The organism is Pseudomonas sp. X4 (assembly GCF_040784925.1).
In the GTDB taxonomy this organism is placed as follows: Bacteria; Pseudomonadota; Gammaproteobacteria; order Pseudomonadales; family Pseudomonadaceae; genus Aquipseudomonas; species Aquipseudomonas putida_Z.
In genome coordinates this window covers 4,172,734-4,194,759 of record NZ_CP160798.1, presented here as the reverse complement: position 1 = coordinate 4,194,759, position 22,026 = coordinate 4,172,734, and the positions used below count along the sequence as shown (strand labels likewise).

Genomic DNA, 22,026 nt, shown 5'->3' with positions numbered 1-22,026 from the left:
CGCTCAGCCAAGTAGTTCGCTGAAGGGGATGAACGGCACGCTGTCACCCTGCTTCGGCGTACTGCCTTCGCGCACCTCCACCAACCCCTCGGCCCAGGCCGCACTGCGCAACACGCCAGAGCTCTGGTTCTTGTAGATGCGCACCTGGCCCTGTTCGATGCGGGCGCGCAGGTACTCGCGGCGCGTGCCAGGCTTGGGCCAGTCAAAGCCGGCCGGCATGTCGAAGCGCAACGGCGTGACATCGGCCACGCCCTGACGCCGCAACAAGTAGGGCCGGGTCAGCAGGCCGAAGGTGACCAAGGTCGAGGCCGGGTTACCCGGCAGGCCGATTACCGGCACGCCCTGGAAGTGGCCGAAGGTCAGCGGCTTGCCCGGTTTGATCGCCAGCTTCCACAAGGCCAGCTCGCCAGCTTCGCGCAGGGCGGCGCCGAGGTAGTCGGCCTCCCCCACCGAGACACCGCCGGTGGACAGGATCAGGTCGACATCGCCCAGCTCGGCCAGGCAGCTGCGGGTGCGCGCCAGGTCATCCGGCAGAATGCCCGCATCGACCACATCGCAGCCCAGCCGCTGCAACCAGCTGACCAGCAGCCGGCGATTACTGTTGTAGATCTGCCCCGGCCCCAGCGGCAGGCCGGGTTCGACCAATTCGTCACCGGTGGACAACACCGCCACCCGCACCTTGCGCACCACGTCCAGCCGGCCATGGCCCAGGGTCGCGGCCAGGCCCAGCTCGATCGGCCCCAGCCGGGTGCCGGCGCTCATCACCTGTTCGCCCTTGCGGGTTTCCTGGCCCTGGGGACGAATGTTCTGCCCGGTCTTCAGCGCTTCGAGAAAGCGTACCCGGCCATCCTCCGCCACTTCGGTGTTTTCCTGCATCTCGACGCAGTCGGCACCTTCGGGCAGCGGTGCCCCGGTGAAGATGCGCGCGCAGGTGCCCGGTTGCAGCGGCTGCGGCGCATGGCCGGCGAAAATCCGCTGGCTGACCGGCAGTGGTTCGCCCTGCCAGTCAGCCAGGCGCAGGGCGTAACCGTCCATGGCACTGTTCGGCCAAGGCGGCAGGTCGAGCGAGGCCACCAGGTCGGTGGCCAGCACACGGCCCTCGGCCTCGGCCAGCGGCAGGTTCTCGGTGTCGCGGATCGGTGCCGCTTCGGCCAAAGCCAGCAGCTGCTCCAGGGCCTGTTCTACCGGCATCAGCGGCCGGGCATGGCGGACCTCAGCCACGGCTGTCGCAGGCCGCTGCCTGCTTCAGGTGCGGCACGAAGTTGCACGGGCGATGGCGGGCATCCAGCTGCTCGGCGAGGATACCGTCCCAACCGGTGCGCACCGCGTTGGTCGAACCCGGCAGGCAGCACACCAGGGTACCGTTGGCCAGCCCGGCCAGGGCGCGCGACTGCACGGTGGAGGTGCCGATGTCGGCCACGGAAATCTGCCGGAACAGCTCACCAAAGCCTTCTACCTGCTTGTCCAGCAGGCAGGCCACGGCCTCGGGCGTGCTGTCGCGGCCGGTAAAGCCGGTGCCGCCGGTGATCAGCACTACCTGCACGCTGTCATCGGCAATCCAGGTGGCGACCTGGGCGCGAATCTTGTACAAGTCGTCTTTCAGCAGCACGCGCTCGGCCAGGCGATGGCCAGCCGCGCTCAGCCGGTCGACGAACAGCTGGCCGGAGGTATCGGTGTCGAAAGTACGGGTGTCGCTGACCGTGAGCACGGCGATGTTCAGCGGCACGAAGGGGGTATCTGCCTTGGCTTTCATGGGGGTCCGTCACAAGAAGATGGGATGGCCGCAGTTATAACACAGCGCGCGCCCATCACAGCGTGACGCCCGTGGCCCTTGCCCTCGATCAATGCCCAGGGTTTGCCGCTATGCTGCACTGTAGACGGAACTTGCGTGGACGCCCTGCGTCTTAATGTCATCTAGCACCATCGCACTGGAGAAACACGATGATTCAACGGACCCTACCCGCCTTCCTGCTCGCCTTGGGCCTGGGCGCCCTCGCTGGCTGCGCATCGCCAACCGTCATTACCCTGAACGACGGTCGCGAAATCCAGGCCACCGACACACCGAAGTTCGATGAAGACTCCGGTTTCTACGAATTCGAGCAGCTGGACGGCAAGCGCACACGCCTGAACAAGGACCAGATCCGCACCGTCAAAGAGCTCTGATCGCAGCCTGTTTTTTGCAAAGGCCCTTTTAACAACAAGGGCTTGCGTGCAAAAAAAGTATGCAGTAGGATTTCCTTCATCGGAGTGTAGCGCAGCCAGGTAGCGCGTCTCGTTCGGGACGAGAAGGCCGCAGGTTCGAATCCTGTCTCTCCGACCAAATCCTCGTCAAAAAGCCCGCCTAGTGCGGGCTTTTTGTTGTGCCTTGAAAAGTGCCCTGCCCCAGCGCGCGCCCCCCTTGTGGGAGCGGCCTTGTGTCGCGAAAGGGCTGCAAGGCAGCCCCCAGCAACTTGTGCAGCCTGGCTGAAATCCTGGGGCCGCGTTGCGACCCTTTCGCGACACAAGGCCGCTCCCACATGTGTCAGTGCGACACCTCAGCCTCCACCGGCACATACAGCAACTGCAGGCGCTCACTGCTCCAGGCCCGGGTCTGGTTGGTCAGCGCCAGGTTGTTGTTCAGCTTCTGCCCATAGCTTGGCACGATTTCCTTGAGCCTGGCCTGCCAGGCTGGCGACTGGATACGGTCCTTGAAGGTCTTTTCCAGCACGGTCAGCATGATCGGCGCCGCGGTCGAGGCACCCGGCGATGCCCCCAGCAATGCAGCGATGCTGCCGTCCTGGGCCGCCACCACTTCAGTACCGAACTGCAGCACACCGCCCAGTACCGGGTCCTTCTTGATCACCTGCACCCGCTGGCCGGCCTGCAGCAGCTTCCAGTCTTCGTTCTTGGCGTTGGGGAAGTACTCGCGCAGCGCGTTCATGCGGTCATCGAAACTGAGCATCAACTGCCCCATCAGGTAGGTGCTGAGGTCGATGTTGTCGATACCGGCATTGACCATCGGCAGCACGTTGTGGCTGTTCAGCGAGGCGAACATGTCCAGCAGCGAGCCGTGCTTGAGGTACTTGGTGGAGAAGGTGGCGAACGGGCCGAACAGCAGCACCTGCTTGCCATCGATCATTCGCGTGTCCAGGTGCGGTACCGACATCGGCGGCGCGCCGACCGAGGCCTTGCCGTACAGCTTGGCCTGGTGGCGGGCGACCAGGTCGGGGTTGTCGGTCATCAGGAACTGGCCACCGACCGGGAAGCCGGCATAGCCTTCGGCTTCAGGGATGCCCGACTTCTGCAGCAGCTTCAGCGCGCCACCACCGGCACCGATGAACACGAAGCGGGCGTTGACGGCCTTTTCCTCGCCGCCGTTGGCCAGGTCGGCCACCCGCACATGCCAGGTGCCGTCGTCGTTGCGCACGATGTCGCGCACTTCATGACGCAGGTTCAGCGACACATTGGGGTTGCGGGTCATCGCCGCGAACAACTGGCGGGTGATTTCGCCAAAGTTCACGTCGGTGCCGATGGCCATGCGCGTGGCGGCGATTTTCTGCTCCGGGTCACGGCCTTCCATCACCAGCGGTGCCCACTTGCGGATCTGCTCGTGGTCTTCGGAGATTTCCATGCCGCGGAACAGCGAGCTGTGCTGCAGGGCGTCGACGCGCTTGTGCAGGAAGGCGACGTTGTCGTCACCCCAGACAAAGCTCATGTGCGGCACGTTGTTGATGAACGACTTCGGGTTGTTCAACACGCCCTGCTCGACCTGGTAGGCCCAGAACTGCTTGGACACCTCGAACTGCTCGTTGACCCCAACGGCCTTGCTGATGTCGATGCTGCCGTCCTTGCCGACGCTGGTGTAGTTCAGCTCGCAGAACGCGGAGTGACCGGTACCGGCGTTGTTCCAGGCGTTGGAGCTTTCTTCGGCCACCTGGTCCAGGCGTTCGTAGACGTCGACCTTCCAGGAAGGCTCCAGCTCGGTGAGGTAGGTGCCCAGGCTGGCACTCATGATGCCACCGCCGATCAGCAGCACGTCGACGGTCTTTTCCGGCTCCGCGGGTTTGGAGCAGCCGATGACGCCCAGGCAGAGGAACGTCAGCAGGAATTTCTTCATTGATGTTATCCAGTTGTTGTGTACACGCGCGCCGCCTTGAGCAGGGAACGTGCCAACTGGGTCTGGAGCAGTGAATACAGGGGGCGGGCGACGGGGTAGATGGCGACAATCCGCCAGAGGGGATGGAATGAAGCAGTGGAAGTGGCGGGTTTCCCCAGTAGCCAACCTGGCGCCGCACCGTTGTGGGAGCGGCCTTGTGTCGCGAAAGGGCCGCGCAGCGGCCCCAGGATATCAGCGTCCGTGCAGAGATTGCCGGGGCCGCTTTGCGGCCCTTTCGCGACACAAGGCCGCTCCCACAAGAGCCGCGTCAGGCGGTGAGGCGGGAGGTGACTTCACCCAGCTGCCCCGACAACCCATGCAGGCGCTGCCCCGCCTGTTCGGTATGCTGCACCGCCTGCTGGTTGGCCGTGGCGATGCGGGTGATTTCGATCAGGTTGCAGGAAATGTCCTCGGCCACGCTGGTCTGCTCTTCGGCCGCCGTGGCGATCTGCCGGTTCATGTCGCGGATCGCTTCCACTGCCAGGGTGATGCGCTGCAGCATCTGCCCGGCCTGCTGCACCTGCTCGGCACCCTCCTCGCTGCGCTGCTGGCCGCTTTCGATGGCCTTGACCGCCTCCACCGCCCCCGACTGCACCGCCTCGATGATCTGGTGGATCTCGGCGATCGACGCCGCCGTGCGCTGGGCCAGGCTGCGCACTTCATCGGCGACGACCGCAAAACCTCGCCCGGCCTCGCCGGCACGGGCCGCTTCGATGGCCGCGTTGAGCGCCAGCAGGTTGGTCTGCTCGGCAATGCCACGGATCACTTCGAGCACTTTGCCAATGCGCGTGCTGTCATGCTCCAAGTCGCGAATCACCGCCGCCGTGCCGGCAATTTCTCGGTTGACCGCGCCGATGATGTCGATGGTCTGCTGCATCACCTGCTCGCCCGCCTGGGCACTGTGGTCGGCGTCGTCCGCCGCGCGGGCGGCCTCGGCGGCGTGGCGCGCGACTTCCTGGGCGGTGGCGGACATCTCGTGCATGGCCGTGGCCACCTGGTCGGTGCGCTGGAACTGGTCGTGGGTACCACGGGCCATGTCGCCGGCGATGCTGCGCAGCTGGCCGCTGGCGCCTTCCAGTTCCTGGGCGTTGTCCTGCAGCCGGCCGACCGTGTCGGCGAGGAAATCGCGCAGAGTGTTGGCGGCCCGCGCCAGGCGGCCCAGTTCGTCCTCGCGGCGGCTATCTACCCGGGCGGCAAAGCGGCCCTGGCTAAGCTGCGCGACATAGTCGATCAACTGGCGGATCGGCTCGACCAGGCTGCGGTTGACCAACCACAGGCTGAGCAGCCCCACCAGCACGGCCGAAGCCAGCATCACCAGCAAGCCCAGCCATACCGTGCGCTCGGCGCCGGCACTCAGGCTGGCGGCGTGCTGACGGGCTTCGGCACGCAGTTGCTCGACCAGTTCGCTCATCTGCTCGCTGACAGCGCGGTCCACGCCCTTGACCGCCTGGTCGCCGGCCACCGGGTCGCCGCCCGCCGCCATAAATGCCTGGCGACCCTGCGCATAGGCCTGGCCCAGCTGCCGGTGGCTGTCACGCAGTTGCTGCAGCGGCGCCTTGAGCCTGGCGTCGCTGCTGTCGATCAATTGCCCGAGCAGTTGCTGCACCTGTTGCTCCCGAGCCTGGAACTGCTGCCAGTACTTGTCCATGTCAGCCGGCTGGCGCCCGCGCAACAACACGTTCTTCCACTCCTGCACCTGGATCTTGAACTGCAGGTTGGCTTCGTCGATCAACTGCGAGGCCCGCAGCGGCCCGTCGACCAGCTCGGCGTAGCCGCGCACGCTGGAGGAGAGGAACTGGAAGCACACCAGGGCGATCAGCAACATCGCCACCAGACTGCCGCCGAGCAGGGAGAGAATTTGCACTCTGAGGGATTTACGCAACATCTTGGATCTCGGAAAGCAGGAGGAAGACCGGGGGCCGCGCAAGTTGGCAATGGGGTGCAACGCAGCCCGGTTACTGGCAGGCCAAAAAAAGGCTGCCATCAAGCAATGGCAGCCAGGTCGAGCACTTACGCAACAGTTGAGCTAGATACTCTCAGGCAAATACTACAGAAATGTTACAGCGCCACTACAAGCTACCCCGTGGTGAACTGCAAGGCCGCCAGCCGAGCATACAGCGGGCTCTCTTCGATCAGCTGGCGATGCGTCCCCACCGCCACCAGCCTGCCCTTGTCGATGACCACGATACGGTCGGCATGCTGGACCGTAGCCAGGCGATGGGCGATCACCAGGGTGGTGCGCCCGGCCATCAGGCTGGGCAGCGCCTGCTGGATCAGGTATTCGCTTTGCGCGTCGAGTGCGCTGGTGGCTTCGTCCAGCAACAGGATCGGCGCATCGACCAGCAGCGCACGGGCGATCGCCAGGCGCTGCCGCTGCCCGCCGGACAGGCCAATGCCGCCCTCGCCCAGCAGTGTCTGGTAGCCCTGCGGCAATTGCCGGATGAATGCGTCGGCATGGGCACCCCGGGCGGCTGCCTCGACCTCGGCCAGGGTCGCCTCGGGCCGGCCATAGCGGATGTTGGCCTCGACTGTGCCGCGAAACAGCGAGGGGTTTTGTGCTACGAGGGCGAACTGCTGGCGTAGGTGATCAGGGTCGAGTTCGGTGATCGCCCGGCCATCAAGCAGGATGCGCCCCTGCTGGGGGTCGTAGAAGCGCAGCAACAAATCGAACAAGGTCGACTTGCCCGCCCCCGACGGGCCCACCAGAGCCACGGTCTGCCCCGGCTCGATGGTCAGGCTCAGGCCATCGACAGCCGCCACCGAGGGCCGTGACGGGTAGGCGAACACCAACTGCTGCAGCTCGATACGCCCACTGGCCCGCTGCTGCGGCAGCACCTGCGCCACGGCGGACGGCAGGATTGCACTGCGCGCCGCCAACAGTTCGGCAATGCGCTCGGCGGCGCCCGCCGCCCGCTGCAACTCGCCGATCACCTCGCTGAGGGTGCCGAAGGCGCTGCCGACGATCAGGCTGTAGAACACGAAGGCGGCCAGTTCGCCCGCGGAAATGCGCCCGGCGATCACGTCCATGCCGCCAACCCACAACATCCCCCCCACCGCTCCCAGAACCAGCACGATCACCAGGGTGATAAGCCAGGCGCGCTGGGCAATCCGCTGCCGGGCTACGGCAAACGCCGCTTCCACCGTGCCGGCGAACAGCTGGCGGTCATGTGCCTGGTGGTTGTAGGCCTGCACGGTCTTGATCTGCCCGAGGGTCTCGGCCACATAGCTGCCCACATCGGCCACCCGGTCCTGGCTCTGCCGCGACAGGCTGCGTACCCGGCGGCCGAACAGCAGGATCGGCGCCAGCACCAGCGGCAGGGCCACCACCACGATGCTGGTGAGCTTGGGGTTGGTGATGAACAGCAACACCACGCCACCGATGACCATCAGCGCGTTGCGCAGGAACATCGACAGCGAAGAGCCGATTACCGATTGCAGCAAGGTGGTGTCGGCGGTCAGCCGCGACTGGATCTCGGAGCTGCGGTTGTCTTCGAAAAATCCGGGGTGCAGGCCGATCAGGTGGTCGAACACGGCTCGACGGATATCGGCCACGCAGCGCTCGCCGATCCACGACACCAGGTAGAAGCGGCTGAAGGTACCCACCGCCAGGGCCACCACCAGCAGCAGGAACAGGCCGATGGTCTGGTTGAGCTGATGCGCGGAGCGGGTCATGAAGCCCTGGTCCACCAGCAGGCGGATGCCCTGCCCCATGGACAGGGTGATGGCGGCGGTGACTACCAGGGCCAGCAAGGCCAGCAGCACCTGGCGACGGTACGGACGGACAAACTGCCAACCCAGGCGCAAGGCGCGGCGTTGACGCGGGGAAACCGATTCGGGCATGGCGCTGACCACATTGGCGGGGAAACCGCAGCCTACCACTCATCCGCGCCTGTGGAACCCTTGCTGGGTTGCTATAGCCTATCGGTCTAACCAGGCTATGGAGCTTTACTGCCGTTTCTGTTCGACTGTGCCTGCCGTGACCCTGCAGGTACTGTCACAGGCCAGTCACGGCACAGGGTTAACCTGCGCTTGAACCTGATGAGGAGACAATACATGAGCTTGCAGCATGGCAGCGACAACCAGAAGCCCCGGACTACCCCACAGCCGCAGGTGTGCGGTTCGATCATCGATGCCCAGGGGCGCGAAGTACCGATCACCGAGCAGATGATCCAGAAGGCCTGCAAGGCCCTGGAAGAAAGCCGGGTCGAGCGCGTACGCAAAGGTTGATCGGCGAATTCCTTGCAACCCGGCGCTTGCGCCGGGTTTTTATTTGCCTTGGATAATCCTGACAGATCAGCTCAACCTTCTTCGCGGGCTTGCCCGCTCCCACAGGTCCCCCATTGACCTCAGGGTCTGTGTGGTCCCTGTGGGAGCGGGCAAGCCCGCGAAGAGGCCGGCACAGCTTTCAAATGGCTGTCAGACCAACACCCCACCCAAGGCACTGACCAGCTGCGCCAACTGCGGCGACTCCCCGCGCAAGCGCACCGCCAGCCCTTCGATCTCGCGCCGTGGCGGGTACTGCTTGCGCAGCTGGTCGAACGCTGCACGCTGCTGCTGCGGGTCGTCGCTGAGGCTGCGGCGGAAATCGGCATCGTCGCGGCGTGGGTCGTACACCGCGCGGCACAGGGTGGCCAAGGCCCAGGCCGGGTCGGTGCTGGCATCCAGCTCGATCTGCGCCAGCGGCGGCCGGGGCAGCAGGTCGGCCAGTTGCACCTGTTCATCCACACCGAGGAAGCGGCACAGCGCCTGGTAGATCTGCGCCGTACCACGCTGGCGGCCGTCGAGGCTGTAGCCGGCAATGTGCGGCGAAGCCAATGTGCACAGGTCGGCCAGTTGCAGGTCGACCTGCGGCTCCCCCTCCCACACATCCAGCACCGCATGCAGGTCTTCGCGGTCCAGCAGCAGTTCGCGCAGGGCGGCGTTGTCCACTACAGGGCCACGGCTGGCGTTGACCAGCCAGGCACCGTGGCGCAACTGCGCCAGCTGAGCCTCGCCCAGCAGGTGCCAGGTCGGGTGCTCGCCGCCACGCTGCAACGGGGTGTGCAGGCTGATCACATCGCACTGTTGCAGGATGGTTTCGAGGCTGACGTAGTCACCGCCCTCGGCGGCCTGGCGCAGCGGGTCGCATACCATTACCTTCCAGCCCAGGCCGTGCAGCACCCGCACCAGGCGGCCACCCACCTCACCCGCGCCCACCACGCCATACACGCGCTCGGGCAGTGCCACGCCATCCAGTTCTGCCAGGGTCAGCAGGCTGCCCAGCACGTAATCGACCACGCCGCGGGCATTGCAGCCCGGTGCGCTGCTCCAGTGGATGCCGGCCTCGGCAAAGTAGTTCAGGTCGAGGTGGTCGGTGCCGATGGTGCAGGTGCCGACAAAGCGCACGCGGCTGCCTTCGAGCAACTGGCGGTCGACCTTGGTCACCGAGCGCACCAGCAGGATGTCGGCGTCCTTTACGCTGGCGGCATCGAGGCTTCGGCCCGGGTAACGACGAATTTCGCCGAAACCCTGGAAGAAGGCATCGAGCAGCGGGATGTTCTCGTCGGCAACTATCAGCATGGCGCTCTCCTGTCTGGGGAACGCAGTGTAGGCGCAACGCCGGGCGTGTTCCAGAGCGGCTCAGTCGGCTTTCTTGCGGATCCAGTACAGGAAGGTACCGGCGTCTTCCTGCTGCTGCAGCAGTTCGTGGCCGAGGAAGTTGCAGAACTTGGGGATGTCGCGGCGGGTCGAGGGGTCGGTGGCGATGACCTTGAGCAGGCCGCCAGCGGCCAGGTTGCGCACGTGCTGGTGCAGCATCATCACCGGTTCCGGGCAGTTCAGGCCGGTGGCGTCGAGGATGGCGTCGGGGGTGAAATCGGTCATGGGGGACTCCGCAAATGATCGCTATTGTCGCGCATAGTACCGCGTGGACCAAGGGGCCGCTGTGCGGCCCAATCGCCGGCAAGCCAGCTCCCACAGGATTGCAGCAAGCCTGAAACAATTGCACTCCCTGCAGGAGCTAGTTTGCCTGAGGCAAGTGCAGTCCCTGTGGGAGCTAGCTTGCCTGAGGCAGGTGCAGCCCCTGTGGGAGCTAGCTTGCCTGAGGCAGGTGCAGCCCCTGTGGGAGCTGGCTTGCCGGCGATTGGGCTGCAAAGCAGCCCCCGAAATCAACGCGGTTTCAGATCGAGCCGGCGCAGATGGCAGGTCACTTCCTCGCGGTCGTGATACAGCTGCTTGCAAGCAATCGACACCTTGATCTTGCGCGCCTTGAAGGCCGCCTCCATGCGGTCGAGCAGCCGGCGTACTTCGGCATAGCGCTGTTTCATCGGCAGCTTCAGGTTGACCACAGCTTCACGACACAACCCCTCGCCCAGCCAGGTCTCGATCAGCGAGGTGGTACGCGCCGGTTTCTCGACAATGTCGCACACCATCCAGTCCACCGGCTGCTTCGGTTGCCAGGTGAAACCATCGGCCATCAGGTGCTGAACCAACCCGGTGTCCATCAGGCTTTCGGCCATCGGCCCGTTGTCGATGGCGGTCACCAGCATGCCCCGGCGCACCAGCTGGTAGGTCCAGCCACCCGGCGAGGCCCCCAGGTCGACCCCGGTCATGTCATCGCCCAGGCGCTGCTCCCACTGCTCGCGCGGGATGAACTGGTGCCAGGCCTCTTCCAGTTTGAGCGTCGAGCGGCTGGGCGCCTCGCGGGGGAATTTCAGGCGCGGGATGCCCATGGGCCACAGCGCACTGTTGTTGGCCGGGGCAACACCGGCAAATACCCGGCGGCCGCTGATGAAGGTGAGCAGCAGGCGTGGGCGGCTGGCGTCGTCGACCAGGCGGCCGGCCTTTTCCAAAGCCTTGCGCAGCGGCACCTCGAACTTGCGGCAGAAGGTAGACAGTTCCTTGCCTTCGTTGCTGTCCAGCACCTCCAGCCACAGGCTGCCAAACACCGGGAACCCGGCCAGGTGCGCCAGCAGCACACTGATGCGGTCGCTTTCAGGCAGTTCGACATAACCGCCACGGGCCCACTGCCGCGGGAAAATCAGCTGGTTGAAGCGCAGTTCCCCCATCAAGCGCTCGGCACCGCCCTCCTCGCTACAGACAAACTCGGCACTGGCGCTTTGCGGCTTGCCTTTGGCATAGCCGGCAACACCCAGGCGGGCAGCATGTTCGCTGATTTCGGCGCACACCTCACCCTCGAAACCGGGCCGGCAATGCATGAACAGGGTATTCATCTCTCACTCCACTACGGCTGGCGCGCCACAGGCGCCGGCAGGGCGGCGATGATAAAGGAAGATCGGAACCTGCGACACGCCCCGCCGGTCCAGAAAAGGGTCAGGTGGCGCAAAGCGGTCTAACCTGACCTTTCAGCCAGGTCCGTGCCGTGCGGATCGATACAGAGCGGTGCCACCGGCAGATCTTGCCAGGCACCGGCGCAGAAGGAGTTGGCAATGCCCTCGCTCGATAGCCTGAATACCCTCAAACCCCTACAGGTCGGCGACCAGACCTACCACTACTTCAGCCTCACCGAGGCCGCCCGCCAACTGGGCGACCTGCAGCGCCTGCCCATGTCGCTGAAGGTGCTGCTGGAAAACCTGCTGCGCTGGGAAGACGGCAAGACCGTCACCGGCGACGACCTGCGCGCCCTCGCCCAATGGCTGGGCGAGCGACGCTCCGACCGCGAGATCCAGTACCGCCCAGCGCGGGTACTGATGCAGGACTTCACCGGTGTGCCGGCCGTGGTCGACCTGGCCGCCATGCGCGCAGCCATGGCCAAGGCCGGCGGCGACCCGCAGCGGATCAACCCGCTGTCACCCGTGGACCTGGTGATCGACCATTCGGTGATGGTCGACCGCTACGGCACGCCGCAGGCCTTCAGCGAGAACGTCGACATCGAAATGCAGCGCAACGGCGAGCGCTACGCCTTCCTGCGCTGGGGCCAGAGCGCCTTCGACAACTTCCGCGTGGTACCGCCGGGCACCGGCATCTGCCACCAGGTCAACCTCGAATACCTCGGCCGCACCGTCTGGACCCGTGAGGCCGATGGCCGCACCTACGCCTTCCCCGACACCCTGGTCGGTACCGATTCGCATACCACCATGATCAATGGCCTGGGCGTGCTCGGCTGGGGCGTGGGCGGCATCGAAGCGGAGGCAGCCATGCTCGGCCAGCCGGTGTCGATGCTGATCCCCGAAGTGATCGGCTTCAAGCTGACCGGCAAACTGCGCGAAGGCATCACCGCCACCGACCTGGTGCTGACGGTGACCCAGATGCTGCGCAAGAAAGGCGTGGTGGGCAAGTTCGTCGAGTTCTATGGTGATGGCCTGGCCGAGCTGCCCTTGGCCGACCGTGCGACCATCGCCAACATGGCCCCGGAATACGGCGCCACCTGCGGCTTCTTCCCGGTCGACCAGGTGACCCTGGACTACCTGCGCCTGTCCGGCCGCCCCGAGGCGACCGTGCAACTGGTCGAGCAGTACTGTAAAGCCCAGGGCCTGTGGCGGAAGCCCGGCCAGGAGCCACTGTTCAGCGACAGCCTGGCGCTGGACATGCACGAGGTCGAGGCCAGCCTGGCAGGGCCCAAGCGGCCGCAGGACCGGGTAGCCCTGGGCCAGGTCAGCCAGGCCTTCGACCACTTCATCGAACTGCAACCCAAACCGCTGGCCAAAGAGGTCAGCCGCCTGGAAAGCGAAGGTGGCGGCGGCGTGGCGGTGGGCAACGCCGACCAGGCCGGGGAGATCGACTACAGCCATCAAGGCCAGACCCACACCCTGCGCGATGGCGCCGTGGTGATTGCCGCGATCACCTCGTGTACCAACACCTCCAACCCCAGCGTGATGATGGCCGCCGGGCTGGTGGCGAAAAAGGCCCTGGAAAAAGGCCTGCAACGCAAACCCTGGGTCAAGAGCTCGCTGGCGCCGGGCTCCAAGGTGGTCACCGACTACTTCAAGGCCGCCGGGCTCAGCCCTTACCTGGACCAATTGGGGTTCGACCTGGTCGGCTATGGCTGCACCACCTGCATCGGCAACTCCGGCCCGCTGGATGAAGCGATCGAAAAAGCCATCGGCAGCGCCGACCTCACGGTGGCTTCGGTGTTGTCGGGCAACCGCAACTTCGAAGGCCGCGTGCACCCGCTGGTCAAGACCAACTGGCTGGCCTCGCCGCCGCTGGTGGTGGCCTATGCCCTGGCCGGCAGCGTGCGCCTTGACCTGACCCGCGACCCGTTGGGCACCGGCAAGGATGGCCAGCCGGTGTACCTGCGCGATATCTGGCCCAGCCAGCAGGAGATCGCCGCTGCCGTGGCCAAGGTCGACACGGCGATGTTCCACAAGGAATATGCCGAGGTGTTCGCCGGCGATGCACAGTGGCAGGCCATCGAGGTACCGCAGGCGGCCACCTACGTGTGGCAGGCCGACTCCACCTACATCCAGCATCCGCCGTTCTTCGACGACATCGGCGGGCCGCCCCCGCAGATCACCGACGTCCAAGGTGCGCGGATCCTGGCGCTGCTGGGTGACTCGGTGACCACCGACCACATTTCCCCGGCCGGCAACATCAAGGCCGACAGCCCGGCCGGGCGCTACCTGCGTGAGCAGGGCGTGGAGCCCCACGACTTCAACTCCTACGGCTCGCGGCGTGGCAACCATGAAGTGATGATGCGCGGCACCTTCGCCAACATCCGCATCCGCAACGAAATGCTGGCGGGCGAAGAAGGTGGCAACACCCTGCACGTGCCCAGTGGCGAGAAGCTGTCGATCTACGACGCGGCCATGCGCTACCAGCAGGAAGGCACTCCGCTGGTGGTGATCGCCGGCCAGGAATACGGCACCGGCTCGAGCCGCGACTGGGCCGCCAAGGGCACCAACCTGCTGGGGGTCAAGGCGGTACTGGCGGAAAGCTTCGAGCGCATTCACCGCTCCAACCTGGTAGGCATGGGCGTACTGCCGCTGCAGTTCAAGGCCGGGCACAACCGCAAGCAACTGGGGCTGACCGGCAGGGAGAAGATCGATGTGCTGGGTTTGAACGGCGCACAGATCCGCCCAGGCATGAGCCTGCCCTTGCGCATCACCCGCGAGGATGGGCAGCAGGAGCAGATCGAGGTGCTGTGCCGGATCGATACCGTGAATGAGGTGGAGTACTTCAAGGCCGGGGGAATTCTGCATTATGTGTTGCGTCAGCTGATTGCTGGTTGAGGCGCGTATGCTTGGGGCTGCTGTGCAGCCCATCGCCGGCAAGCCAGCTCCCACAGGTAAAGTACAGCCCTCAGTCTTGATGCTATCCCTGTGGGAGCTGGCTTGCCGGCGATGGGCCGCGCAGCGGCCCCAATATTGTTCAACGAGAAGGACTACTCGTGCCTCGCTTCAACCTGACCGCACTTTCACTCCTGGCACTCGGCTACACCCTCGCCCTGAGCCAGGGCAACCTCGGCATCACCACCCTGCCCACCTTTCTCGCCCTGCTTGCCAGCGCCTTGCTCGCTCGCCGCCCCCAGCGCTGGCAACAAGCCCTCGGCCACACGTTGTTCATCCTCCTGGCCATCGCCCTGGCATTACACTGGCTGCCCGGCTTCAACGCTGCCAAGGTCATCGACGGCGTTGTCCTCAGCCCCGGCGCCCTGCCCTTCACGATGTACCTGAACCTGGACAAACCGCTGATCGGCGCCTGGCTGCTGCTGGCCTGCCCTTGGCTGTTCCTTTGGCGCAGCCAGGGCCTGGCGACCAGCCTGCTGTACGCCCTGCCCCTGACCCTGCTCGCCTGCCTGGGCGGCGCCTGGGCACTGGGCATGCTGGCCTGGGCCCCTAAATGGCCCGACCAGGCCTGGCTCTGGCTGCTGAACAACCTGCTGCTGGTAAGCCTGACCGAAGAACTGTTGTTCCGCGGTTACATCCAGGCCGGCCTGCAACGGCTGCTGCGCCACCAAGGGTTGGCGTTGTTCGCCGCCGCCTTGCTGTTCGGCCTGGCCGACCTGGGGGCCGGCTGGCAATGGGTGTACCTGGCCACCCTTGCCGGTATCGGCTACGGCCTGGCGTACCGCTGGGGCGGCGTGGCGGCGGCGGTGCTCTGCCATTTCGGCCTGAACCTGGTGCACTTCACCCTGTTCAGCTATCCGATGCTGGCTCTTGGCTAGCTAATCGGTCATCATTCGACTTATACGTCATGAAACAGCAGTAAAAACGCAATAATGACGCCAACTTGCTTGAACGTGCTCGCTGGCTAACCCAGATCAAGTGATGGCTTATTGCCACAGATCAAGCACATTAATTATTCATTCAATAAAACCAGCGGCTTGCCGATACCTGTCGAAAGCCCTGCGGACTATCAACCCATGCGTAACAACCAGCCGATTACCCAGAGAGAACGGACTTTCCCTGCCCAGCAGCGGTTGATCTCCACCACCAATGCCAAAGGTGTGATCACTTACTGCAACGATGCCTTTATCGAGATCAGTGGTTTCACCCGCGAAGAGCTGACCGGTGCGCCGCACAACCTGGTACGCCACCCCGACGTGCCGCCAGCGGTGTTTGCCCACATGTGGCAAACCCTCAAGCAGGGCCAGCCGTGGATGGGTATCGTCAAGAACCGCTGCAAGTCCGGCGACCACTACTGGGTCAACGCCTATGTCACGCCGATCTTCGACAACAACCAGGTGGTCGGCTTCGAGTCGGTGCGGGTCAAGCCTACCGCCGAGCAGGTCCGCCGCGCCGAGGCGCTGTACCAGCGCATCAACCAGGGCAAGCCGCCGGTACCACGCCGGGACAAGTGGCTGCCGGTGCTGCAGGACTGGTTGCCGTTCATCCTGATCAGCCAGGTGGGCTTCCTGATCGGCAACTGGCTGGGCCATTCCTGGGGCTTCGCCCTGGCTGCCGGGCTTTCCGTACCGCTGGGCCTGCTGGGCCTGAGCTGGCAGCAGCGCGGCCTCAAGCGCCTGCTGCGCCTGGCCGAACAGACCACTTCCGACCCGCTGATCGCGCAGATGTACACCGACAGCCGTGGCGTGCAGGCGCGCCTGGAAATGGCCATGCTCAGCCAGGACGCGCGCATGAAAACCTGCCTGACCCGCCTGCAGGACAGCGCCGAACACCTCAGCGAACAGGCGCGCCAGTCCGACGAGCTGGCGCACAAGAGCTCTTCCGGCCTGGAACGCCAGCGGGTGGAGACCGAGCAGGTTGCCGCTGCGGTCAACCAGATGGCCGCCACCACCCAGGAAGTGGCCAACCACGTGCAGCGCACCGCCGATGCCACCCAGGAAGCCAACCGCCTGACCAGCCAGGGCCGGCAGATTGCCGGTGAAACCCGCGAGGCCATCGAGCGCCTGTCGGCGGCGGTGGGCGAGACCGGCCAGACAGTGACGCAACTGGCCAAGGACAGCGACGAGATTGGTGGCGTGGTCGATGTGATCAAGGGCATCGCCGACCAGACCAACCTGCTGGCGCTGAACGCGGCCATCGAAGCGGCACGTGCCGGTGAAATGGGCCGAGGCTTTGCCGTGGTGGCCGACGAAGTACGCCAGCTGGCCCAGCGCACTGCCGAATCCACCGGGCAGATCCACGGTCTGATCGCCAAGCTGCAACAAACCGCCAGCAATGCCGTGCTGACCATGGAAACCGGCCATCGCCAGGCGCAGGAAGGCGTCGACCGTGTGATGCAGGCCGACGAGGCGCTGGTGGGCATCAGTGAAGCGGTGGCCAACATCACCGACATGGCCACCCAGATTGCTGCAGCGACCGAGGAGCAGACTGCAGTGGCTGACGAGATCAGCCGCAACATCAGCACCATCGCCGACCTGGCCGACCAGACTGCCGAACAGGCCCAGCACTCGGCGCTGCTCAGCGAAGAGCTGACCAGCACGGCGGGTACCCAGTACTCGCTGGTGGAGCGGTTCAACCGCTAAGGCGGCTTCCAAAGGTACGGCATGCACTTTATACCTGCGCCGTACCTGTGGGAGTAACTGTCTTGCTCAAAATCCAAAAGATTGCGCGAACACTGTGGGAGCGGGTTCACCCGCGAACACCGGCGAAGCCGGTGGCATCCAGCGCGCTGGCTTCTTCGCGGGTGAACCCGCTCCCACAGGGGGCCGCGCAAGCCTTCAGAGTGCATTCACGGCAGTTGCTCATGCAACGAGCGTGTGAGCATTACCAATCCAACTGCAAGCAGCTCTCGAAGTAGCGCTCTTCCCCGCTCAGCGGGTCTGCAAAGCGCAGGCTCTGCGCCAGCAACTTCAGCGGCCGCTGGTAGTCGTCCTCTTCGTTGACCAACTGCGGATAGAAGGGGTCATTGCAGATCCCCGCCCCCAATGCCGCCATGTGCACACGCAACTGATGGGTCTTGCCAGTCACCGGCGACAGCCCGTAACGCCACAACTCGCCATTCTTCTCCAGCACTTCGGCCAGGGTTTCGCTGTTGGCCTCCCCCTCTACCTCATGCATGCGGAAAAAAGGCTCGCCATGTACCAGGCGGCTTTTGTGCACCAGCGGGAAATCGTGCTGCGGCATGGCCGCGGCAATGGCCTGGTAGCGCTTGTCGATACGTCGTTCGGGGAACAATCGCTGGTAGGCACTGCGGCTCTGCGGGTTGGCGGAAAATAGTACAAGCCCGGCGGTATGCCGGTCGATACGGTGCAACGGCACCAGATGCGGGTTGCCCAGGCGGCGGATCAGGCGGCGCAGCAAGGTCTGCTCGACGTATTCACCAGTCGGCGTCACGGGCAGGAAATGCGGCTTGTCGGCTACCACCAGGTGCTCATCCACATGCAATACGGTCTCCTGCACCGGGATCGGCCGCTCGTTCGGCACCTCACGGAAGTAGTGCAAACGCATACCGCGCTTGTAAGGCAGTGCGGCAGAAACCGCCCGCCCCTCGGCATCCAGCACCCGGCCCCGGGCAAAGCGGTCGAGCCACTGGGCGCGGTCGATGGCCTTGAAATGGTCACACAGGCAGTCGAGCACCGTCGCCCAGTTACCGGGGGGCAGGCACACCGTGCTGGCTTGCTGGCGGGCGGGGTCGAAAGGCGTGGTCATGGCAGGGCTCGAAACGTTCACGGCCGCGCATTATCCCCCAAGCCCGCGCCCTCAACCAGCCTGGGCAATGGCCTCGCAGCGCTCCTTCAGCCAGCGCAACACCTGCACCGGCTCCCAGCGCCCAGGGTCGTAGAGGGCATACAGCAACCCCTGGTACCCAACCACGTCCAGCCCACGGTGGTAGCCGGCACGCTGGAACAGGGCCTCGATCTCGGCGAAGCAGGTATTGAAGTGGACCTTGCCGAACGGCGTACGGTCTTCGGTCACCAGGCCTTCGAGGCGCAGTTCCAGAACAGCGTCGGCCACCCGCTCGACGGGCATGCGGTTGACGCTGTACTTGAGTTGCTCGACATTGAGCATGGCTTCACCTCGATACTGTATTTATATACAGCATACGAATATCCCCTTGGCGCCGTCAATGCGCTTCATTGCAGCCCCGGCAGATAGCCGGTGCCTTTGCGGATGGTCAACACCTGGCGCCGGGGGGCGCTACGCGACACGGCCAGGTGCACCCAGTCATCGAATTCGAGGATCAACTGGTCGAAGGGGATGGCGCTTTCGCTGATCCGGCGCACCACCTCGCGCGGGCTCACTTCAATCACCGTGAAGTCAGCCGCCAGCCCCAGCAGATGCTTGCTCGTCAGCGCCCCGCCAATGCGCTGGTTCACTGCGGGGCTGCGATAGCCGCTGCTGACGATGACTGGTGCACCGAACAGCGCACGCACCTGCTCCAGTGCATTGCACAGCAACTGCAGGTTGGCACGCGCTTCGGCTGGAGGATTGTTGTCGAGCCCTTCCCTGGCGGCGAGCTGCGAAATGGTCATTTCATCGAGGGTGAAATGGGGGGAAATACGCATGGCTGGGTTCCTGATGACCGGTGAAGGATGCCGGCCTCAACGTGCCGGCAGCGGATCATCACAACGCAGCACACCGCATGGAGCAGGGACAGACCTCCCCTGGCGCGATTACTGCGCGAGAAACGCCACCACCTGTTCGGCATCGAACGGCCAGTGCAGCTCGGCGCCATTGTCACAGCGGCGCAGCACCGGAATGATCAGGCCATAGCGTTCGAACAGGGCTTCGTTCTCGGCAATGTCGACCAGTTCCACCAGCAGGCCATGGTCGACGAAGGGCATCAGCACGGCCTCGGCCACTTCACACAGGTGGCAGCCGAGGGTGCCGAACAGTTGGCATTCAGGCAGCATGGGGGCAAGTCCGCTTTGGCAGGGAGAAACCTATTCTAGGTCCGTCCTGCCGTCCGTGCACCTGACCTGGCTCAATCCTGGCTGGTGGCGCCGATACGGTGCAGCGACAGGTCCGCGCCCTGGAACTCCTGCTCATGGCTCAAGCGCAGCCCATGCAGCGCACGGATTGCACCATACACGGCAAAACCGCCGGCCAATGCCACCACCACGCCCATCAGGCTGCCCAGCAACTGGCTGACCAGGCTGACACCGCCCATGCCACCCAGCACCTCCTGGCCGAAGATGCCGCAGGCCATGCCACCCCAGACACCGCACAGGCCATGCAACGGCCACACACCCAGCACATCGTCGATCTTCCAGCGGTTCTGCGCCGCAGTGAAGGTCCAGACGAACAGCGCGCCCGCCACCAGGCCGGTGGCCAGCGCACCAATGGGGTGCATCAGGTCGGAACCGGCACAAACCGCTACCAGCCCGGCCAGCGGCCCGTTATGCAGGAAGCCCGGGTCGTTACGCCCGGCCAGCAAGGCCGACAGGGTGCCACCGACCATGGCCATCAGCGAGTTGATCGCCACCAGGCCGCTGACACCCTGCAAGGTCTGGGCACTCATGACGTTGAAGCCGAACCAGCCGATGATCAGGATCCACGACCCCAATGCCAGGAAAGGAATGCTCGACGGCGCAAACGCCACCAGCCGGCCATCGCGGTAGCGCCCGCGGCGCGCGCCCAGCAGCAGCACCGCCGCCAGCGCCAGCCAACCACCCATGGCATGCACCACCACCGAGCCGGCAAAGTCATGGAACGGCGCGCCGAAGCGTGCCTGCAACCAGGCCTGAACGCCCAGGTTGCCGTTCCACACCACGCCCTCGAAGAACGGGTAGATGAACGCCACGATCAACGCCGTGGCACACAGTTGCGGCACGAAGCGCGCCCGCTCGGCGATGCCCCCGGAGATGATCGCCGGGATCGCCGCGGCAAAGGTCAGCAGGAAGAAGCACTTGACCAGCGCATAGCCATGGTCGGCCGCCAGCGCCGCCGCTGGCTGGAAGAAGTTGACCCCGTAGGCGATCCAGTAGCCGATGAAGAAGTACACCAATGCCGAGATAGCGAAGTCGCTGAGAATTTTCGACAAGGCGTTGACCTGGTTCTTGTGGCGCACCGTGCCCACTTCGAGAAACGCGAAGCCGGCGTGCATGGCCAGCACCAGAATGGCGCCCATGAGAATGAACAGGGTGTTGGAACCATGGACCAGGGAGTCCATCGCGCTGTGCATGTTTTCCATGAAATAGGCAGACCTGCTGAAAAAGGCACCAGGACAGTTCAAGAACCTGCATCCCTGCACCGAATCGGTGCCAGCCCCCTGCCCTGTTTCGGTGAGCCGGGCGGAGCCTGCGTGGTTTTTTCTTGGGTTTGTCGTGGATTGGGTTAAGGTTTATCGGTATCCGCTGCGCTGGCGCCCCTAATCGGCGCAATACCTGCCCGAGGCGCCCCGCAACGTGGCAAAGCCTTAGCAAGGCCCATACCAGCGCCCGCACTTGAACCTTCCGCGCGTGCTATCACTCGAACTACCAACACTCATCGACAGGGAGACACCCATGGCCAGCAAATCGGCAAAGACTGCACAAGAGATATTGATGGCTGACTTCCAGGCACTGGTCCGCGACACCGAGAAGCTGCTGGCCGACACCGCCAACCTGGCCGGCGACCAGGCTGACGAGTTGCGTGAACAGATCCACGAACGCCTGGCCCAGGCCCGCGAAAGCCTGCAGCTGACCCAGGACTCGGTGCGCGAGCGCGGCCAGGCAGCACTGGGCAGTGCCGAACAGTACGTGCAGGAAAAACCATGGCAGGCGATCGGCATTGCCGCTGGCGTCGGCTTGTTGATCGGCCTGCTGGCCAACCGGCGCTAAGGGGTTCCCATGGAGAACGACGCCAACGGCGCCAGCGCCTCGGGCAGGCGCCTGGGCGCGGCTGCCCTGGGGCTGCTGCACAGCCATATCGAACTGTTCGGCATCGAGTTGCAGGAGCAGAAGGGCCGCACCTTGAGCCTGCTGCTGTTCGCCGGCCTGGCCCTGGTATTCGCCCTGCTGCTGCTGACGGCGCTGTCCGGGCTGTTGCTGGTATTGCTGTGGGACAGCTATCGCCTGGCCGGCATCATCGGCCTGTGCGTGTTCTACGGCATCGCCGCGCTGTATTGCGGCCTGCGCCTGAAGGCAGCGGTGTTCGACGAGTCGTCGCCCTTCGGCGCCACCCTCGAGGAACTTGCCAAGGACCGGGAGCGCCTGTTGCCATGAGCCTGCCAGAACTGCCAAACACCCGAAACCCGCGGGAACTGCGCAAGGCGCTGCTGCGCCTGCGCATGGAAATGCACCGCCAGGAAATCCGCCACGAGTCCGCGCAGTTGCTTGAGCCACTGCGCCGCGTGCGCGGCATGGGCAGCTCGTTGCACGACGGGCTGGGCATCAAGCATGCGCCGCTGTGGGGGATTGGCGCCGTGGTGGCGCTGGGTTTCCTCACCGGCAAGGGCGTGCGCAGCGGCAACCTGGCGCGCCTGTTGCGCCTGGGCACCAGCCTGCTGCCGCTGCTGCGCCTGTACCTGCAAGGCAGCCGCCGCCCCTGAGCGTTTTCCGTCGACTGCACCGGCCCTATCGCCGGCAAGCCGGCTCCCACCTCGACCGCATCGGCCTCAAGCCA

Annotated in this window: 21 protein-coding genes and 1 tRNA gene; 9 read left to right on the top strand and 13 right to left on the bottom strand. The window is 64.9% G+C overall.

The features are described 5' to 3' along the window. Nucleotides 1-3: 3 nt before the first annotated feature. Both glp and moaB read right to left on the bottom strand, forming a co-directional pair. Nucleotides 4-1,191: a gephyrin-like molybdotransferase Glp gene (gene glp / locus ABX298_RS18735; RefSeq protein ID WP_317409937.1), complete on the bottom strand. Its 1,188-nt coding sequence runs from the start codon at nucleotides 1,189-1,191 to the stop codon at nucleotides 4-6. 22 nt (nucleotides 1,192-1,213) lie between these two features. Then, nucleotides 1,214-1,753, bottom strand: a complete 540-nt coding sequence (moaB, locus tag ABX298_RS18730) for a molybdenum cofactor biosynthesis protein B (RefSeq protein WP_025338313.1) — start codon at nucleotides 1,751-1,753, stop codon at nucleotides 1,214-1,216. Nucleotides 1,754-1,941: 188 nt separating this feature from the next. Between moaB and ABX298_RS18725 the strand changes: the two genes are divergently transcribed. Then, nucleotides 1,942-2,163 (top strand): YgdI/YgdR family lipoprotein, encoded by a 222-nt coding sequence (locus ABX298_RS18725; protein ID WP_025338312.1) that lies wholly within the window; start codon nucleotides 1,942-1,944, stop codon nucleotides 2,161-2,163. Nucleotides 2,164-2,243: 80 nt separating this feature from the next. Continuing rightward, a tRNA-Pro gene (locus ABX298_RS18720) sits at nucleotides 2,244-2,320 on the top strand. A gap of 201 nt (nucleotides 2,321-2,521) precedes the next feature. Here the strand turns inward: ABX298_RS18720 and mqo are convergent. From mqo to ABX298_RS18705, 3 genes are all read right to left on the bottom strand, one after another. Then, on the bottom strand, nucleotides 2,522-4,096 hold the full coding sequence (gene mqo / locus ABX298_RS18715; RefSeq protein ID WP_075044209.1) for a malate dehydrogenase (quinone): 1,575 nt from the start codon (nucleotides 4,094-4,096) through the stop codon (nucleotides 2,522-2,524). A gap of 307 nt (nucleotides 4,097-4,403) precedes the next feature. Beyond that, a complete protein-coding gene (locus ABX298_RS18710; RefSeq protein WP_317409933.1) occupies nucleotides 4,404-6,020 on the bottom strand; it encodes a methyl-accepting chemotaxis protein in 1,617 nt (538 codons plus the stop codon). Nucleotides 6,021-6,211: 191 nt separating this feature from the next. Continuing rightward, the gene (locus ABX298_RS18705) at nucleotides 6,212-7,975 is read right to left on the bottom strand and encodes an ABC transporter transmembrane domain-containing protein (RefSeq protein WP_367393464.1); all 1,764 of its coding nucleotides are present in this window, start codon (nucleotides 7,973-7,975) and stop codon (nucleotides 6,212-6,214) included. Between the two features lie 213 nt (nucleotides 7,976-8,188). Between ABX298_RS18705 and ABX298_RS18700 the strand changes: the two genes are divergently transcribed. Next, entirely contained in the window at nucleotides 8,189-8,362 is a 174-nt protein-coding gene (locus ABX298_RS18700; protein ID WP_170978823.1) for a PA1571 family protein, read from the top strand. 189 nt (nucleotides 8,363-8,551) lie between these two features. Here ABX298_RS18700 and pdxB read toward each other — a convergent pair whose 3' ends face one another. The 3 genes from pdxB to rlmM form a co-directional block, all read right to left on the bottom strand. Then, nucleotides 8,552-9,694 carry a 4-phosphoerythronate dehydrogenase PdxB gene (gene pdxB, locus ABX298_RS18695; protein WP_367393463.1) on the bottom strand — a complete coding sequence of 381 codons (1,143 nt, stop codon included), beginning with the start codon at nucleotides 9,692-9,694 and terminating at the stop codon, nucleotides 8,552-8,554. A 60-nt stretch (nucleotides 9,695-9,754) separates the two neighbouring features. After that, on the bottom strand, nucleotides 9,755-9,997 hold the full coding sequence (gene tusA, locus ABX298_RS18690; protein ID WP_003248727.1) for a sulfurtransferase TusA: 243 nt from the start codon (nucleotides 9,995-9,997) through the stop codon (nucleotides 9,755-9,757). A 284-nt stretch (nucleotides 9,998-10,281) separates the two neighbouring features. After that, the gene (rlmM, locus tag ABX298_RS18685; RefSeq protein ID WP_367393462.1) at nucleotides 10,282-11,346 is read right to left on the bottom strand and encodes a 23S rRNA (cytidine(2498)-2'-O)-methyltransferase RlmM; all 1,065 of its coding nucleotides are present in this window, start codon (nucleotides 11,344-11,346) and stop codon (nucleotides 10,282-10,284) included. Nucleotides 11,347-11,562: 216 nt separating this feature from the next. On the opposite strand from rlmM, the gene acnA reads away from it, so the two are divergent. The 3 genes from acnA (at nucleotide 11,563) to ABX298_RS18670 (ending at nucleotide 17,003) form a co-directional block, all read left to right on the top strand. Then, nucleotides 11,563-14,304: an aconitate hydratase AcnA gene (acnA, locus tag ABX298_RS18680; RefSeq protein WP_367393461.1), complete on the top strand. Its 2,742-nt coding sequence runs from the start codon at nucleotides 11,563-11,565 to the stop codon at nucleotides 14,302-14,304. A gap of 158 nt (nucleotides 14,305-14,462) precedes the next feature. Further along, nucleotides 14,463-15,239 (top strand): CPBP family glutamic-type intramembrane protease, encoded by a 777-nt coding sequence (locus tag ABX298_RS18675; protein WP_367393460.1) that lies wholly within the window; start codon nucleotides 14,463-14,465, stop codon nucleotides 15,237-15,239. 198 nt (nucleotides 15,240-15,437) lie between these two features. Next, entirely contained in the window at nucleotides 15,438-17,003 is a 1,566-nt protein-coding gene (locus ABX298_RS18670; protein WP_025338303.1) for a PAS domain-containing methyl-accepting chemotaxis protein, read from the top strand. 241 nt (nucleotides 17,004-17,244) lie between these two features. Here the strand turns inward: ABX298_RS18670 and ABX298_RS18665 are convergent, their stop codons facing one another. From ABX298_RS18665 to ABX298_RS18645, 5 genes are all read right to left on the bottom strand, one after another. Next, on the bottom strand, nucleotides 17,245-18,129 hold the full coding sequence (locus ABX298_RS18665) for a pseudouridine synthase (RefSeq protein ID WP_085664996.1): 885 nt from the start codon (nucleotides 18,127-18,129) through the stop codon (nucleotides 17,245-17,247). 51 nt (nucleotides 18,130-18,180) lie between these two features. Then, nucleotides 18,181-18,489, bottom strand: coding sequence for a transcriptional regulator (locus ABX298_RS18660; protein ID WP_075044202.1), 309 nt, complete (start codon nucleotides 18,487-18,489; stop codon nucleotides 18,181-18,183). 65 nt (nucleotides 18,490-18,554) lie between these two features. Further along, nucleotides 18,555-18,986, bottom strand: a complete 432-nt coding sequence (locus ABX298_RS18655) for a D-Ala-D-Ala carboxypeptidase family metallohydrolase (RefSeq protein ID WP_075044201.1) — start codon at nucleotides 18,984-18,986, stop codon at nucleotides 18,555-18,557. A 108-nt stretch (nucleotides 18,987-19,094) separates the two neighbouring features. After that, entirely contained in the window at nucleotides 19,095-19,334 is a 240-nt protein-coding gene (locus tag ABX298_RS18650) for a glutaredoxin family protein (protein ID WP_063913871.1), read from the bottom strand. A 71-nt stretch (nucleotides 19,335-19,405) separates the two neighbouring features. Beyond that, the gene (locus tag ABX298_RS18645) at nucleotides 19,406-20,614 is read right to left on the bottom strand and encodes an ammonium transporter (protein WP_025338299.1); all 1,209 of its coding nucleotides are present in this window, start codon (nucleotides 20,612-20,614) and stop codon (nucleotides 19,406-19,408) included. Between the two features lie 313 nt (nucleotides 20,615-20,927). On the opposite strand from ABX298_RS18645, the gene ABX298_RS18640 reads away from it, so the two are divergent. The 3 genes from ABX298_RS18640 to ABX298_RS18630 are packed head-to-tail and all read left to right on the top strand — an operon-like array spanning nucleotide 20,928 to nucleotide 21,952. Next, nucleotides 20,928-21,242, top strand: coding sequence for a YqjD family protein (locus ABX298_RS18640; RefSeq protein ID WP_075044200.1), 315 nt, complete (start codon nucleotides 20,928-20,930; stop codon nucleotides 21,240-21,242). Between the two features lie 9 nt (nucleotides 21,243-21,251). Next, entirely contained in the window at nucleotides 21,252-21,626 is a 375-nt protein-coding gene (locus ABX298_RS18635) for a phage holin family protein (RefSeq protein WP_025338297.1), read from the top strand. Next, entirely contained in the window at nucleotides 21,623-21,952 is a 330-nt protein-coding gene (locus ABX298_RS18630) for a hypothetical protein (RefSeq protein WP_013971682.1), read from the top strand. Before ABX298_RS18635 ends, ABX298_RS18630 begins: the two co-directional genes overlap by 4 nt. Nucleotides 21,953-22,026: the final 74 nt, after the last annotated feature.